This window comes from Pseudomonas wayambapalatensis, assembly GCF_049942315.1.
Classification (GTDB): Bacteria; Pseudomonadota; Gammaproteobacteria; order Pseudomonadales; family Pseudomonadaceae; genus Aquipseudomonas; species Aquipseudomonas wayambapalatensis.
Map to the genome: position 1 here is coordinate 41,761 of NZ_JBNFMU010000213.1, position 14,887 is coordinate 56,647.

The following is a 14,887-nucleotide window of genomic DNA, read 5'->3' on the forward strand; positions in this document are numbered from 1 at the left end:
GCATCTCCAAGGAACCAGCCGCGCAGCATCCTCAGCAGGCGCGGCTCAAGAGGATCGATGAATGCGTATACCTGTACTTCCTGCCGTGGGCCTGGCTCTGTTTCTGTCTGCCGTGACCGCTGGCGCCAGCGATGGTCCCTCCCTGGCCAAGGCCCAGCATGTGCCCCACCCGGCGGTGATCGCCCACCGCGGCGCCTCCTTCGATGCTCCCGAATCGACCACTGCGGCCTACCTGCTGGCCCGTGAATTGGGCGCCGACTATCTGGAGCTCGACCTGCAGCGTACGAGAGACAACCATCTGGTGGTGGTGCATGACGACGTGCTGGCGCGCACCAGCGATGTCGCCGAGCGCTTCCCCGAGCGGGCGAAAAGCCCGGTCAGCGACTTCACCCTGGCTGAGCTGAAGTCGCTCGACGCTGGTAGCTGGTTCAACAAGGCCTATCCGGACCGAGCCCGCGATTCGTTCGGCAAGCTGCAGATCCTGACCCTCGACGAAGTGATCGATATCGCCGAAGGCAATCCCGAGCGTCATCCGGGGCTGTACATCGAGACCAAGGTGCCCAAGCAGTTTCCTGGCATCGAGCAGCAGCTCAAGGAAAAACTCCAGGCCCGTGGCTGGCTCGACAAGCCGGGGCGGGTGATCCTGCAGACCTTTGATCGCAACAGCCTGGCGCTGCTGCACCAACAGATGCCGCAAGTGCCGAAGATCCTGCTGCTGTGGATTGGCAAGGGCAGCATCGAGCCCAAGTCGGGCAAGGATTTTGCCGATTCCGGCGAGCACGACAAGGCGGCGTTCTACGCCCGCCAGGAACCCAAGGATCGTGAAGAATTCCTGCGCTGGCTCGATGCAGCGAAGGCCGGTGGTGCCATCGGCACAGGCCCGTCTGCGGTGCGCAGCAACCTGGGCGAGCAGAGCTATGCCGACCTGATCCAGCCGTGGATGAACCAGGCCAACCACGAGCGCGGGCTGCTGGTGCATGTGTATACCCTCGACGACCGGGTGGATTTCGAGAAGGCGATGAAGGCGGGAGTTGATGGCATCTTTACCAACCGGGCCGGGGAACTGCTACGTTTCTACGAGCGTACGCAGGTGCCGGTCGAAGCTCAGTTGCTGAAGAAGCTGGGGTACTGATCCCCGCAGCATGGAACCCCTTGTGGGCGCGGGCTTGCCGGTGGAGGGAGCATCGCTGTGGAGGACACTGGCTTAGCCGCTAATCGCAGGGCAAGTCCGCACCCATACTGCGCGATGTGTTGCTGGCCTAGGGGTATGAGGTGGGGCAATCGCGCTATTGGGTAGTACTGCTTGGGCGTGTATGGATGTCAGTGAGAGAGCGCCTTCAGTACATGATCAGGATCATTGTAGATCGCGCGTAACAGGGCTTTCGCCGGGCCTGTAGGCTCTCTGCGGCCTTGCTCCCAGTTACGCAAGGTCGCGACCTGCACATCGATCATTTCAGCGAACCGGGCCTGTGACAGGCCTGTTGCTTCACGAATGTTCTTCACTTGAGCGGCGTTCACCTCAAACTGGCGCGAAGCTTGGCGCTTGCCGTGAATGATCTCATCCATCTGTTGGACGCTTTCCATCAATTCGTCGAAGAAACGGTTCATATCGGGCTCCAATGTTTGATCAATTTCATCAATGCCTTGCGTTGCTCTGTGCAGAGGTCCACTTGCACGTTTTTCGGATAGATATAGAGCATGGCGATTTGGGAGGCAGAGACGAAATGGTAATAAATGACCCTCGCACCGCTGCGCTTCCCATGCCCTCTAGCAGCCACTCGAATCTTGCGTAAACCTCCAGTGCCCTCGATCAAGTCGCCATCAGTAGGGGATGTGGCAAGAGCGAGTTGCAAAAGTCGATAGCTCTCATCATCAAGCAGTTCTTTGACTCGTTTGGTGAAAAGTGGTGTTTCGATGAAAAGCATAGCACGGAGTACGTCAGTGGCGTAGTCGCTGGCAGGGCAGCGTCATGGAGAACGGGTGGGCTCGCACATTTCGGGTGCGGTGTAGCTCACGCTAACGACTGAAAGTAATTTACGCACCGTGCCGAGTTCTGATCCTCATGTAGTCTGCTTCTGTCATTCCGGCACTTGCCCACGCCGCTCCCGGTTACGCCACACCCGATAGGCGCGGATTCCTGCGCGGACCGAGCCGAACAGCAGCGTGTCTTCCATCTCCCGCGCCATCCCCGAGCGCACCAGCATGCGCAGGAAGGTGCCACGGGCGCGGGCGATGGCGAAGTGCACGCCTTGTGCTTGCAAGGTGTCGCGCACTTCGCGCAGGGCGGCGATGCCGCTGACATCGATGCTGGTCACGGCCTCGGCATCGAACAGCACAGCCTTGGGTTCAGGCTCGCGCTGCAGGGCTTCGAGCAAGCGCATCTTGAAGTAATCGGCGTTGAAGAACAGGATCGCGTCATCGAAGCGGTACACCACCAGGCCCGGTACGGTGCGTGCGTTCTGGTGCTGGCGTACGTCGACCTGGCCTTCGATGCCCGGTACCCAGCCGAGCACGGCGTCAGTGGGTTGGTAGATGGTGTAGAGCAGGCGCAGGATGGCCAGGGTCACGGCGAAGACGATGCCCGGCAGCACGCCCAGGCCGAGCACGCCGATGGTAGTCAGCAGGCACAGCCAGAACTCGAAGCGGCTCAGACGACGGATCTTGCCCAGCGACTTCACGTCGATGAGGCCCCAGCCGGCCATCAATAAAACGGCACCGAGAGCGGCCTGGGGGATCCAGGCCATGGGTGCGGTGAAGAACAGCAGGATCAGTGCGATCACCAGCGCGGCGATGATGCCCACCAACTGGCTCTTGCCACCGACCATATCGTTGACCGCGGTGCGCGAGTCCGCTCCGCTGATGGCGAAGCCTTGGGAGATGCCGGCGGCCAGATTGCTCACGCCCAGGGCGACGAACTCGTGGTTGGCATTGATCGCGTAGCCATGCCGCGCGGCGAAACTGCGCGCGGTGAGCATCGCGCTGCAGAAGCTGACCGTGGCGATACCCAGGGCATCGCGCAGCAGGCTCTTGGTTTCGGCCAGGTTGCTCTGTGGCCAGGCCAGCTCCGGGATGCCCGCAGGCACCGGACCGAGGATCGCCACACCGAAGCGATCGAGACCGAACAGCCCTGCGAGCACGGTGAACACTGCCACCGTGACCAGGGCGGCGGGCAGCCTCGGGTAGCGCCTTGGCAGCCAGATCAGCAGGGCCAGGCCGCCGAGCCCGATGGCCAGGGTCAGCCAGTGGATTTCACCCAGGCGCTCGAGGAAATTGATCAGGCTGAGGATGAAACCGTCACCTTCGATGCTGAAGCCAACCACTTTGGAGAGTTGCCCGGCGATCAGGCTCAGGCCGATGCCGTTGAGGTAACCGATCAGGATTGGCCGCGAGAAGAAGCTGGCGATGAACCCGGCGCGGGCCAGACCCGCCGCGATCAGCATTACTCCGACCAGCACCGTGACAATGACCGACAGCTCGGCGATGCGCTGTGGGTCGCCCATCGCCAAGGGCGCCACGGCCCCGGCGATCATCGCGCAGGTAGCGGCATCGGGGCCGACCATCAATTGCCGCGAACTGCCGATCAGGGCGTAGACCATCATCGGTAGCACGCAGGCATACAGACCGTACTGCGGTGGCAGGCCGACGATCTGCGCGTAGGCAATGGCGATCGGGATCTGGATCGCTGCCACCGAAAGGCCCGCCTGCAGGTCGGCGTGGAACCACTCGCGACGGTAGTGCAGAAGGTTGGCCAGGCCGGGCAACCAGCGGGAAAGAAACATGGGCAGTCCCTTGGAAATGTCTCTGGGTAGAGTAGGCGATATGCACCCGAAGCCGTCTCGCTTGCAAGCGAAATCCGGCTGCGCATTCAAGCCAATCGGCAAGGGAGTGGCCATGGGCCAGATCAATGGAAGATGCAGAAACGAAAAAAGAGCCGACGGCTCTTTTGACGGGCGCTGAAACCAGGGGTTTCAGGCGAGGAATCTGGAGCGGGTAGAGGGAATCGAACCCTCAACTAAAGCTTGGGAAGCTTTCGTTTTGCCACTAAACTATACCCGCTTCGCAGCGCGACTTTTTACCAGAACCCAAGCCTCATGAGAAGCCCAGGGTTGTAAAAAAGCCTGTCGACGACCTGAGCCGGCGGCTGACGGTCACAGATCGCCGGGCCGCTCAGATGGCCAGCGCATGCTGGTCCTGCACGTAGGTGTAGCGTTGGCGAGGCTCGCGTGCCGGCTTGAGGAAACCAAGTATCGCGCTGCGGGTGTCCTCGCAGGCGGTCTTGTGTTCCATGTCCAGGAAGTGGCCGGCATCGCGAATCACGCTGAACTGGCTCTTGCCCACATGGCGACTGAACTGCCGGGCATCCTCGACGGTGGTGTACTCGTCACGCTCGCCGTTGATGAACAGCACCGGGATGTCGATATTGCGCGCTGCCTTCAATGCCCGCTCAAGATCATGATCCAGCACCTGGTTGATGTGGAAGTGCATCTGTGCGTACTCGTGGCTGTCCAGGCTGCTCACGTGACGGTAGTTGAAGCGCTTGAACAGCGACGGCAGGTGCTTGCCAATGGTGTCGTTGACCAGGTTGCCGACCTGATAGCGGTCGCAGGCGGACAAGTACTGGCAGCCGCGCTCGAGGTAGTCGCGCATCGGATCGTTGATCACCGGCGAGAACGAACTGACGATCGCCTTCTTCACCAGGCGTGGCTGGTGCGCCAGTGCCAGCAGCGTGCACGCGCCGCCCCAGGAGAAGGACATCACGTGATCGGCACGGAAGTGCTCGACCAGCTCCAGCAGAATATGCGCCTCGGTCTCTTTCGTCAGCAGACGTTCCTGGCGGTTGTGTGGCTTGGACTTGCCGGCATAGGGCTGGTCGTAGAGCACCACGTTGAATTGCGGATACAGATTGCGCACCGTCTGGGCAAAAGACGCCGTGGTGGCCAGCGAGCCGTTGATCAGGACGATCGTCTTCTCTGCCGTTTCCGCGCGATAGAACTCCGTGTAAACCCGGTACTGACCTTGGATATCAAGTACAGCGATTTCTGGCCTCATGTCATCGACTCCTGGCGCAAAAAGGGCACTCGCGTCATCTAGTGGCCTGCCCAGTCGTATCGATCGTTCGAAATGGCTGCGCAGAACCCTAGGGTGCACGTCCTATATGACAGGTAGGCATTCGCCTTGAAGTGAAACCGGGGGGCCCAGTGCCGATCCCGGTTGCGCGGGTCGACGGGTATTGTTGTTGGCGGGCGATCTGCCGTGCCCCAGGGCATCGAGACCTTGGGTGGCCGGCAAAAAGGCGTCTTGGACTCCATGAGTGACCGATGAGTCACATGAAGACTGACGAATTGGATTCAAGCAGCAGCGTGCAGATCGTGCAAGTGCCGCTCGGGGGATCTTTTGCGCAAAACCGCTGGGCGGTCGTTCTGGCGGTGCCCATGGGCCTGGGCCGGGGTTGCATCGCGGGTGTTTGCCCGCGATGCATTTTCAGGCAGTTGCGGTGGGCGAATCAGAGTGCGCCGAACACTTTCTTGGCCAGGCTCGTCGCGGCCTGTGCCGGGTTCTGGCGGATACTCTGTTCTTGCTTGGCAATCATTTCGAACAGCCCATCCAGGGCCTTTTCGGTCACATAGTTCTCGATATTGGCGTCGTCCTTGATCAGGCCCAGCCCCTTGGCCTGGCCGGCGAAGCTGTTGTACTGCTGGGCCAGACCGACCTTGTCGGTGGCCTGCTTGACGATGGGCAGGAACTTGGCGCGAATCTGCTCGCGGCTGCTCTTGTTCAGGTACTGGGTGGCCGAATCCTGGCCACCGCTGAGGATGCCCTTGGCGTCGGTCACGGTCATCTTTTTCACCGCATCCACGAGAATCGCCTGGGCTTGTGGCACGGCAGCTTCGGCGGCCTTGTTCATGCTGGTTTCCAGGGCGTCGACCTGATCGCCCTTGCCAAACATCTTCATCGCCTTGGCGGCCTTGCCCAGGTTGCCGGGCAGTTCGATGCGCACGTCCGGGTTGTTGTTGAAGCCGCCGGGGGTGCTCAGCTGTTTGACGGCGATCTGCGCGCCCTGAGTCAGAGCGTCCTTGAGGCCGGCGGAGGCGTCGCTCTGGGACAGGTCGCCAAGCGACAGGGCCAGGGCGCTGGCCGACAGCAGCAGGCCGGCGCACAGGGTGGTGAAGCGCAAGGAGGAGCGAATCATGAAGACTTCCTTATGGGCAGAAATGAAGCGGGATCAACGTACTTGATCGACCTTGATCCGCACAGGTTGCGGGTCGCTGCCGTCGAGTCGGACGCCGTGGTGTTCGGTGTTGATGAACAGCAGCTTGCCATCGAGTTCGATGCGGGCGCTGACGGCGTAGCGATGGCCCGGCTGGACCTTGGCCGGATCGTAGCTGAGCTGGAACGGCAGTGGCACGTTGCCCTTGACCGGCCCGGACTGGCTGGCGAGGGTGACGGCCGGGGCGTCCATCAGCGAGACGTCCTGCAGGCTCACGCTGAGCGTGGCGGCAGGCGGCAGGGCAATGCGCTGCAGGTAGAAGACTTCGCCTTCCAGACTGGCCTGGTGCGGCGTGGTATGGCTGGAGCAGGCTGTGAGCAGGGTGGCGCAGCACAGCGTGAGAAGTTTTTTCATGGAACCTCCGCAGTCCTTGGCGTGGGCTTGTGGCCGACCACTGGGACTTTAGCGCAATGGCGGGTGGGGAAGGAAATCTGTCCGGTGCTCGGCACGCTGCTCGGAAAATTTGCCGCGCCGGCCTTTTCGCGGGCAAGCCCGCTCCCACAAAGTTTTGCAGGGGGGCTTGCCTGCGAAAAGGCCAACTCTGGATCAGACGATAGCCTGTTCTGCGGTGTCGTCCCTATGCAGCGCCACCTGTCGGATCGACAAGCGCAGCTCCGCCGACAGCACCCGCTTGGCGACGCCTTCGGCCAGCTCGGCGAGTTTGTCGTGGTAGCCAAGCTTGCCATTGCCATCCGGCAGCAGCACGCCTTCGTGCACCAGGGTCTGGATGAAGTGGCGGAACAGGGTCTTGTCGAAGAACTCCGGGGCATTGAGCCCATGCAGGATCGACAGGCGCTGGGCCATCATCACGCACAGGTCTTCCAGTTCCTCGGCGTTCAGGCTGTGCTGGCCACTGTTGAGCAGCAGCGAGGTGGCCATGTAGAAACGCTGTAGCGTCTGGGTGATGGCGCGGGCCAGCAGAGTGAGCAGCACGAACTGGCGCGAGCTCGGCGCCGGACGCAGGTACACGCCGTTCTCGAAGCGCAGCAGGCCTTGCTCGACCAGCGCGCCCAGCCATTGGTCGATGGCCTCCTCGAGTTGCTCCGGTGTCCAGCGCAGGAACAGTTCGGCCTGCAGGTAGGGGTACAGCGCCTGGACATATTGCCCCACCAGTTCGCGACTCATCCGCGAGCTGCTGAGGAAGAAACTTGCCAGCAGCGCCGGCAGGGCGAAGATGTGCAGGACGTTGTTGCGGTAATAGGTCATCAGCACCGCATTGGCTTCGTCCAGATAGAGGATGCGCCCGAGGGCGTCCTTCTGTTCGGCCAGCAACTCCATGCCCCTGACATGTTCGATCAGCGCCTTGCCGTCACCTTCGGGCAAGGTCACGTGGCTCGAATAGGGCACTTGGCGCAACAGGGCCAGGTAGAGGTCGAGCACGCGAACCAGGGCGCGTTCGTCGAGGGCCAGGCGGCTGGTCGAGAGCAGCGCCAGGGCCACCAGGTTGACCGGGTTGATGGCTGCCGCCCCGTTCAGGTGCTGGGCGACCGTCTGGCCCAGGCGGGTGGTGGTGTCGTTGAGCCAGGCCGGGCGGAACTGCGGGGCAAGGTCTTGCTCGCGCCAGCCTGGTTGCTGCTGGTCCAAAAACGCGCCCAGGCGGATCGGTTCGCCGAAGTTGACGTAGACCTGGCCGAAGCGCTGCTTGAGGGCGCCGATGACCTTGAAGATGTCGAAGATCGACTCTTTCTTCTTGCTCGCACCGCGCAGCTCACCCAGGTAGGTACGGCCTTCGAGCACGCGTTCATAGCCGATGTAGACCGGCACGAAGACGATCGGCGTGCGCGAGGAACGCAGGAAGCTGCGCAGGGTGATCGCCAGCATGCCCGGGCGTGGCTGCAGCATGCGCCCGGTGCGCGAGCGTCCGCCCTCGACGAAGTACTCCACCGGGAAGCCTTTGGTGAACAAGGTGTGCAGGTACTCGTTGAACACTGCGGTGTACAGCGGGTTACCCTTGAACGTCCGGCGCATGAAGAACGCACCACCGCGGCGCAACAGGCCGCCGATCACCGGCATGTTGAGGTTGATGCCGGCGGCGATGTGCGGCGGCGTCAGGCCATTGCGGAACAACAGGTACGACAGCAGCAGGTAGTCGATGTGGCTGCGATGACACGGCACGTAGATCACTTCGTGGCCCGGTGCGATGCCTTGCACCTGTTCGATGTGGTTGACCTTGATGCCGTCGTAGATCTTGTTCCAGAACCAGCTCAGCACCACTTCCAGGAAGCGGATCGCGGTGTAGGTGTAGTCCGAGGCGATCTCGTTGCCGTAGTGCAGCGCCTTGGCCTCCGCCTTGGCGTAGGGGATCTTCTCGCGCTCGGCCTCATCGCTGATCGCCTGGCGCACCAGCGGGTCATGGACCAGGCCTTTGACCAGGTTGCGCCGGTGCGAGATGTCCGGCCCGATCACCGCGGTCTTCAGGTTGCGAAAATGCACGCGAAGCAGGCGTTGGGCCATGCGCACGGTGCGTTCCTGGCCCTTGTTTTGCTGCACCAGTTCACGCAAGTGGATCGGCGCGGAGAACTGCACGCGGGTCTTGCGACCAAGGATCAAGACACTGAGCAGGCGGCGCAGACGACCGGTGACCGCCCAGCTGTCGGCGAACAACAGTTTCCACGGGCTGGATTCGCTGGCCGGGGTCTGCCCCCAGAACACGCTGACCGGAATGATCTGCGCATCCTCTTCGGCATGCTCGCCGATCGCCTCGATCAGGCGCTCCAGGGTGGGGGGCGCGCCGCGTTTGTCCTGGCGGCCTAGCCAGTCCGGGTCTGGCGTGAGGTAGAAGAACGCCGCAGGTTCGTGCAGCGGTCCGACGGCAACGGGCAGTATGGGGCGTGGCAGCCCCGCCTTGGTGCACTCGCGGTCGACCACCGCCAGATCAGTGAGCGACGGCGAGGGCAGGGCATAGAACACCGGGCGACTGCGGTCGAGCTTGAGCGTCAGCGAGGACTGGTTGATGGTTTCGGAGCGCACCCACAGGTAGAGCACGCGACGCAGGGCGCCGAAGATCAGGCGGCGCAGGGGGGAACGGGTCATGGGGTGTTTGCCCTGGAAAATGTATCAGGTGATATACCAGCAAGTTAGGCTGCTGTATCTGCATAAGTTCAGCAAAAATCGTCCATCCACGGACCCGTCATCAATTTTTTTTGTTCTCTGTCATATACTCGGTCCGCACCTTGCAGGAAATTTCCTCAAGCAGTGTCGGCACAGGGAGGAGACCCTGTGCCTGCAAGGCGATCTTCAAAATAAAAATCCGGAGTGTTTCAGATGTCGTCTCGTGAGACTGGGAATGTGAAGTGGTTCAACGATGCCAAGGGTTTTGGCTTCATTCAGCGCGACGGGGGAGCGGATGTGTTCGTCCACTATCGTGCGATCCGCGGTGAGGGGCATCGTACCCTGGTCGAGGGACAGCAGGTGGAGTACTCCCTGGTGCAGGGCCAGAAAGGCCTGCAGGCAGAGGACGTGGTCGGTCTCTGACACGTAGTCGGCACGCTTCAAGCTGCAGGTTGTCCGTGGAACTTGCAGCCTGATGCGAGCTTTTTCAGCTGGTGCGCCAGGTGATTTCCTCTTCACCGTCGGCGCTGATGCGGATCCAGCGATCGGCATCCTCTTCACCATCTTCCTCGACCCAACTGCCCGGCGCGCAGCGCACTTCGACCTCGAGCGCAGCGAAGGCGGCACGGGCGCAAGCAACGTCATCGGCCCACGGTGTCTGATCGCTTTCCAGGTACAGGCTGTTCCATTTCCCTACAGCCTTGGGTAACCAAGTGACCGGAATGTTACCGGCTGTGCACTTGAAGGTCTGGCCTTTCTGTTTCCATTCGCTGCATGGGCCCAGGGCCTGGGCCAGCCAGTCGGCGATCTGTTTGTGATCGACGTCGGCGTCCTTGAGGTAGATCTCGATATCGGGTTGGCGCATTTCAGGGCTCCGGGTGTGCTCAGTCTTGGCGCACGAAATAGTCATAACGCATGGAAACCGTGACGTCGAACGGCTCAGGCTGCTCGATCACGCGGGCACGTTTCTCGGCGCTGGCGCGCCAGCCGTGCGGGGTCATGGCCAGCAGGTCCGCGCGGGCTTTGGCCTCGCTCAGTGTCAGGGTGAACTCGAGCACCTCGCCGTGGGCGTGCTGCATGCCGTCCGGGACCAAGGCCAGGTGCTTGTCGTCGGCGTAGTGGCGCACTTCATCGTAGAGCATCTGGCGCAGCTCCATCAGGTGGCCGCTGGTCGGTCCGACCCGCATCAGGCCGCCACCCGGGGCGAGCAGGCGCTTGGCTTCGGCCCAATCCAGCGGGCTGAAGACACTGGCGATGAAGTTGCAGCTGGCGTCCGCCATCGGCACGCGAGCCATGCTGGCGACCATCCAGGTCAACTGCGGTGCGCGGCGGCAGGCCCGCTTGACCGCCTCGCGGGAGATGTCCAGGGCATAGCCGTTTGCCGTAGGCAGCGCCTGGGCGATCTGCGCGGTGTAGTAACCCTCGCCGCAGCCGATATCGAGCCAGGCGCTGGGCTGGCGTGCTGCGGCCAGTTGCGCCAGGCGCGCGGCCACCGGGGCGTAGTGACCGGCGTCGAGGAAGTCGCGACGAGCCTCGACCATGGCCTGGTTGTCGCCCGGGTCGCGGCTGTTCTTGTGCTGCACCGGCAGCAGGTTCAGGTAGCCCTGGCGGGCGCGGTCGAAGCGGTGGCCGGCAGGGCAGGCCACACCGTTGTCGAGCTGCGTCAGGGGCGCCTGGCAGAGGGGGCAGGCAAGCATCAGGCGAGCAACCGCACCAGGGTCTGGTAATAGATTTCGGTCAGCAGGTCCAGGTCGCTGGCCAGGATACGCTCGTCCACCTGGTGGATGGTGGCGTTGACCGGGCCCAGTTCGACCACCTGGGTGCCCAGGGTGGCAATGAAACGGCCATCGGAGGTGCCGCCGCTGGTGGACGGCTGGGTGTCGCGACCGGTGACGGCCTTGATGCTCGATGACACCGCATCGAGCAGTTCACCTGGTTCGGTGAGGAACGGCAGGCCCGACAGCGCCCAGTCGATCGACCAGTCCAGCTGGTGCTTGTCGAGGATTGCCGCCACCCGCTGTTGCAGGCCTTCGACAGTCGACTCGGTGGAGAAGCGGAAGTTGAACAGCGCGACCAGGTCGCCCGGGACCACGTTGGTGGCGCCGGTGCCGGAGTTGAGGTTGGAGATCTGGAAGCTGGTCGGCGGGAAGAAGGCATTGCCCTCGTCCCAGTGCTCGGCAGCCAGTTCCGCCAGGGCCGGCGCGGCCAGGTGGATCGGGTTGCGGGCCAGGTGCGGGTAGGCCACGTGGCCCTGCTTGCCGCGCACGGTCAGCTTGGCGCCGAGCGAGCCGCGACGGCCGTTCTTGACCACGTCCCCGAGCAGCGTGGTGCTCGACGGCTCGCCGACGATGCACCAGTCCAGGCGCTCGTTGCGGGCCTTGAGCAACTCCACCACGGCCTTGGTGCCGTGATGCGCCGGACCTTCCTCGTCGCTGGTGATGAGGAAGGCAATCTTGCCGCGGTGGTCGGGGTGATCGTTCACGAAGCGCTCGCTGGCGATGACCATCGAGGCCAGGCTGCCCTTCATGTCGGCAGCGCCGCGGCCGCAGAGCATGCCGTCGGCGTCGATCAGCGCGTCGAAAGGCTCATGCTGCCATTGCTGCACGGGGCCGGTGGGCACCACGTCGGTGTGGCCGGCGAAGCACAGCACCGGACCGTCCTGGTTGCCATGGGTGGCCCAGAAGTTGTCGACGTCCTCGAAGCGCATCGGCTCGAGCTGGAAGCCGACGGCACCCAGGCGGTTCATCATCAGGGTCTGGCAGTCGGCATCGACCGGCGTCACCGAGGGGCGACGGATCAGGTCGCAGGCCAGTTGAAGGGTAGGCGAGAGCTCGGCTGGGGCCGTCATGGGGGACTCCGGGGCAAGGCAAGGCGGGAAATCTGAGGGGCGTTATCTTATATCAAATGATTTCAGGCTTCACGGCCCATTCGCCGGCAAGTCGCAGCGGCGAATGGGCTGCGAAGCAGCCCGGCTACATCAGGCCTGCTGCGGTTCGGCGGCCTTTTCTCCAGGCTTGGGCAGCGACGACAGCAACGCCATCACCAACGCCGCCAGGTACGGCAGCGACTGCACCAGCAGCATCGCTACCCAGAAGCGCATGTCGGAGCTGGGCAGCCCCTGCACCAGGTAGATCCCGGCTGCCGCGCTCCACAGCAGCAACATGATGAACAGCTCTTCGCGCGCCTCGGAGATCGCCACCAGCACGCCATGGCTGTCGGCGTTCTTCGGGGTGCGGAAGAACGGCATGCTGCTGGTGAAAAAGCCGTACAGCACCGCCTTGGCGATGGTGTGCGACAACGCCAGTCCCGCCAGGGCGGCGGCGAAGGCGTCCTTCATGTTGACTCCCACCGCACGGCGATAGAGGAACACGATCTTGCCGACCTTGAAGAAGAACAGCGCCAGCGGCGGGATGGCAAAGATCATCAGCGGTGGATCGACGCGATGCGGCACGATGATCATCGCCGCCGACCACAACAGTGCGCCGACGGTGAAGAAAATGTTCATGCCATCGGCGATCCATGGTAGCCAGCCGGCCAGGAAGTGGTAGCGCTGGCCACGGGTCAGCTCGCTGTTCTTGCCGCGCAGCAGGGCGCCGGCGTGGTGCTTGATGATCTGGATCGCACCATAGGCCCAGCGGAAGCGCTGTTTCTTGAAGTCGATGAAGGTGTCTGGCATCAGGCCCTTGCCGTAGCTGTTGTGGGCATAGGCGGCCGACAGGCCCTTCTCGAATACCCGCAGGCCCAGCTCGGCATCCTCGCAGATGCACCATTCGGCCCAACCCAGCTCTTCGAGCACGCTGCGTCGAGTCATGGTCATGGTGCCGTGCTGAATGATTGCGTCACGGTCGTTACGGGTGACCATGCCAATGTGGAAGAAGCCCTTGTATTCGCTGTAGCACAGCTTCTTGAAGGCGCTCTCGTGCTGGTCGCGGTAGTCCTGCGGCGACTGCACCACGGCGATCTTCGGATCGGCGAAGTGCGGCACCATGTGCTTGAGCCAATTAGGGTCGACGCAGTAGTCCGAGTCGATCACCGCGATCACTTCGGCATCCTTGGCGGTGTGCGGGATCAGGTAGTTCAGTGCACCCCCCTTGAAGCCTGCCAGCGGGGCCACATGGAAGAACCTGAAGCGCTCGCCGAGCTTCTCGCAGTGGGCCTTGAGCGGCTCCCACACGGCCGGGTCCTTGGTGTTGTTGTCGATCACCAGCACTTCGTAGTCGGGATAGTCCAGGGCGGCGAGGGCATCGAGGGTCTGTTTCACCATCTCCGGTGGCTCGTTGTAGCACGGCACGTGCACCGAGACCTTGGGTCGGTAGGCGCTGTCGCCTTGCACCGGGAGGAATTCGCGTCTTCGCTTGTGAATCCATACGGCCTCGGCCAGCTCGTGGGCCTCGGTGAGCAAGACGATGAACACACCGATGGCGCCGAGGGCCAGAAGCAAGCCTACGGTCAGGCTGAACCAGGTGCTGTACTGCTGGCTGTAGTCGTAGGCGATCCACACCAGCACCGATCCGCAGAGGAAGGTGATGAAGGTCAGGAAGGTGCGTCCGCGTTGGCGCAGCGCCGAGCCGTCGATCAGCAGCACGGTCAGTGCGATCATCGCCAGCACCACCGATGCCACGGCCAGGGCTCGCCATTGTGGAATGGCCACCACTGGCCCTTCGAAGTTGAATTTCTGCTGGCGTTCGGCGTTGAACACGCCCCAGTACGCGCCCACTGAACCTTCGTCGCTGGCTTTCCAGGGCTGGTCGTAGGCTTCGATCACGAAGTAGTTGAAGCCGCGGCGGTTCAAGGTGTTGACCAGGGTGCGCAGGTAGATCGCCTGGTCGGCCTGGGTCGCATCGGCGCCGCCGCGCATGCGGCCATTGCTCGGCCAGCCCACTTCCGACAGCAGCAAGGGTTTGCGCGGGAACTGGCGCTTGAGGTCGCGGGCCCGGTCGAGCACGAACTGGATCGAATCGCCCACCGGCACGAACTCCCAGTAAGGCAGGATGTGCGCGGCGATCAGGTCGACGTGCTTGGCCAGTTCCGGGTGCTCTTTCCAGATGTGCCATTGCTCACTGGTGGTCACAGGTACTTTGACCGCGGCCCGCACCCGATCCAGGTATTTGATCAGTGCCTCTGGCGTGATTTCTTCCCGGAACAGGGCTTCGTTGCCTACCACCACACGGACCACGCTGCGCGAGCTGTTGGCCAAACCGATGGCTTTTTCGATCTCGCGCTCGTTGCGCTCCAGATCCGTACTGATCCAGATGCCCAGGGTCACGCGCAGGCCCAGCTCCTCGGCCAGGTGCGGAATTTCCGCCTGGGTGCCTTCGACGGTGTAGATGCGGATGTTGTCGGTGAGCTTGCTGAGTTGCTCCAGGTCCTGGCGCATCTCGTCTTCGCTGGGGTACTGGCCCTTTTGCGGGCTTTCACCGAGGCGGAAGGGCGAATAGGAGAAACCGGAGATCTGCTCTGGCCAGGCTGGGGCCGATACCGGGCGGTTGATCAGTGCCCAGAAGCCGGTGAACAGCGCGGCAATGGCCAGCACCACCACCAGGTTGAGACCGAATTTGCGTGATGACA

At 62.8% G+C, this 14,887-nt stretch carries 13 protein-coding genes and 1 tRNA gene; 2 read left to right on the plus strand and 12 right to left on the minus strand.

Annotation, left to right across the window (positions count from 1 at the left end):
* Positions 1–61: 61 nt before the first annotated feature.
* Positions 62–1,132: a glycerophosphodiester phosphodiesterase gene (locus ACPZMI_RS19090; protein ID WP_426352828.1), complete on the plus strand. Its 1,071-nt coding sequence runs from the start codon at positions 62–64 to the stop codon at positions 1,130–1,132.
* A gap of 188 nt (positions 1,133–1,320) precedes the next feature.
* On the opposite strand, the gene nadS is transcribed toward ACPZMI_RS19090, so the two are convergent.
* The 8 genes from nadS to plsB all read right to left on the minus strand — a co-directional run bounded on the left by nadS (position 1,321) and on the right by plsB (position 9,301).
* On the minus strand, positions 1,321–1,608 hold the full coding sequence (gene nadS, locus ACPZMI_RS19095; protein WP_426352829.1) for a NadS family protein: 288 nt from the start codon (positions 1,606–1,608) through the stop codon (positions 1,321–1,323).
* The gene (locus ACPZMI_RS19100; protein ID WP_426352830.1) at positions 1,605–1,925 is read right to left on the minus strand and encodes a type II toxin-antitoxin system RelE/ParE family toxin; all 321 of its coding nucleotides are present in this window, start codon (positions 1,923–1,925) and stop codon (positions 1,605–1,607) included. The genes nadS and ACPZMI_RS19100 overlap by 4 nt, the downstream gene beginning before the upstream one ends.
* Before the next feature lie 153 nt (positions 1,926–2,078).
* The gene (locus ACPZMI_RS19105; RefSeq protein ID WP_426352831.1) at positions 2,079–3,779 is read right to left on the minus strand and encodes a SulP family inorganic anion transporter; all 1,701 of its coding nucleotides are present in this window, start codon (positions 3,777–3,779) and stop codon (positions 2,079–2,081) included.
* A gap of 203 nt (positions 3,780–3,982) precedes the next feature.
* Positions 3,983–4,056, minus strand: a tRNA-Gly gene (locus tag ACPZMI_RS19110).
* Between the two features lie 111 nt (positions 4,057–4,167).
* Positions 4,168–5,049 carry an alpha/beta fold hydrolase gene (locus ACPZMI_RS19115; protein WP_186709284.1) on the minus strand — a complete coding sequence of 294 codons (882 nt, stop codon included), beginning with the start codon at positions 5,047–5,049 and terminating at the stop codon, positions 4,168–4,170.
* A 454-nt stretch (positions 5,050–5,503) separates the two neighbouring features.
* Positions 5,504–6,190 carry a DUF4197 domain-containing protein gene (locus ACPZMI_RS19120; protein ID WP_186667254.1) on the minus strand — a complete coding sequence of 229 codons (687 nt, stop codon included), beginning with the start codon at positions 6,188–6,190 and terminating at the stop codon, positions 5,504–5,506.
* A gap of 33 nt (positions 6,191–6,223) precedes the next feature.
* A complete protein-coding gene (locus ACPZMI_RS19125) occupies positions 6,224–6,622 on the minus strand; it encodes a YbaY family lipoprotein (protein WP_186718836.1) in 399 nt (132 codons plus the stop codon).
* Positions 6,623–6,814: 192 nt separating this feature from the next.
* Positions 6,815–9,301 carry a glycerol-3-phosphate 1-O-acyltransferase PlsB gene (plsB, locus tag ACPZMI_RS19130; protein WP_426352832.1) on the minus strand — a complete coding sequence of 829 codons (2,487 nt, stop codon included), beginning with the start codon at positions 9,299–9,301 and terminating at the stop codon, positions 6,815–6,817.
* Between the two features lie 231 nt (positions 9,302–9,532).
* On the opposite strand from plsB, the gene ACPZMI_RS19135 reads away from it, so the two are divergent.
* Positions 9,533–9,742 carry a cold-shock protein gene (locus tag ACPZMI_RS19135; protein WP_065862298.1) on the plus strand — a complete coding sequence of 70 codons (210 nt, stop codon included), beginning with the start codon at positions 9,533–9,535 and terminating at the stop codon, positions 9,740–9,742.
* 64 nt (positions 9,743–9,806) lie between these two features.
* Here the strand turns inward: ACPZMI_RS19135 and ACPZMI_RS19140 are convergent, their stop codons facing one another.
* From ACPZMI_RS19140 to ACPZMI_RS19155, 4 genes are all read right to left on the minus strand, one after another.
* Positions 9,807–10,184, minus strand: coding sequence for a hypothetical protein (locus ACPZMI_RS19140; RefSeq protein WP_426352833.1), 378 nt, complete (start codon positions 10,182–10,184; stop codon positions 9,807–9,809).
* A gap of 19 nt (positions 10,185–10,203) precedes the next feature.
* The gene (locus ACPZMI_RS19145) at positions 10,204–11,016 is read right to left on the minus strand and encodes a putative RNA methyltransferase (RefSeq protein ID WP_426352834.1); all 813 of its coding nucleotides are present in this window, start codon (positions 11,014–11,016) and stop codon (positions 10,204–10,206) included.
* Positions 11,016–12,167, minus strand: a complete 1,152-nt coding sequence (gene dapE, locus ACPZMI_RS19150; protein ID WP_186667249.1) for a succinyl-diaminopimelate desuccinylase — start codon at positions 12,165–12,167, stop codon at positions 11,016–11,018. The genes ACPZMI_RS19145 and dapE overlap by 1 nt, the downstream gene beginning before the upstream one ends.
* 129 nt (positions 12,168–12,296) lie before the next feature.
* Positions 12,297–14,887 (minus strand): glycosyltransferase (locus ACPZMI_RS19155; protein ID WP_426352835.1); only part of this gene is annotated, 2,591 nt, incomplete at its 5' end.

Bases quoted from the DNA above. Each gene is read 5' to 3' on its own strand.
- ACPZMI_RS19090 (WP_426352828.1), top strand. From the start codon at position 62: ATGCGTATACCTGTACTTCCTGCCGTGGGCCTGGCTCTGTTTCTGTCT.
- ACPZMI_RS19100 (WP_426352830.1), bottom strand. From the start codon at position 1,925: ATGCTTTTCATCGAAACACCACTTTTCACCAAACGAGTCAAAGAACTG.
- plsB (WP_426352832.1), bottom strand. From the start codon at position 9,301: ATGACCCGTTCCCCCCTGCGCCGCCTGATCTTCGGCGCCCTGCGTCGC.
- ACPZMI_RS19145 (WP_426352834.1), bottom strand. From the start codon at position 11,016: ATGCTTGCCTGCCCCCTCTGCCAGGCGCCCCTGACGCAGCTCGACAAC.
- ACPZMI_RS19105 (WP_426352831.1), bottom strand. From the start codon at position 3,779: ATGTTTCTTTCCCGCTGGTTGCCCGGCCTGGCCAACCTTCTGCACTAC.
- ACPZMI_RS19125 (WP_186718836.1), bottom strand. From the start codon at position 6,622: ATGAAAAAACTTCTCACGCTGTGCTGCGCCACCCTGCTCACAGCCTGC.
- ACPZMI_RS19140 (WP_426352833.1), bottom strand. From the start codon at position 10,184: ATGCGCCAACCCGATATCGAGATCTACCTCAAGGACGCCGACGTCGAT.
- nadS (WP_426352829.1), bottom strand. From the start codon at position 1,608: ATGAACCGTTTCTTCGACGAATTGATGGAAAGCGTCCAACAGATGGAT.
- ACPZMI_RS19115 (WP_186709284.1), bottom strand. From the start codon at position 5,049: ATGAGGCCAGAAATCGCTGTACTTGATATCCAAGGTCAGTACCGGGTT.
- ACPZMI_RS19135 (WP_065862298.1), top strand. From the start codon at position 9,533: ATGTCGTCTCGTGAGACTGGGAATGTGAAGTGGTTCAACGATGCCAAG.
- ACPZMI_RS19120 (WP_186667254.1), bottom strand. From the start codon at position 6,190: ATGATTCGCTCCTCCTTGCGCTTCACCACCCTGTGCGCCGGCCTGCTG.
- dapE (WP_186667249.1), bottom strand. From the start codon at position 12,167: ATGACGGCCCCAGCCGAGCTCTCGCCTACCCTTCAACTGGCCTGCGAC.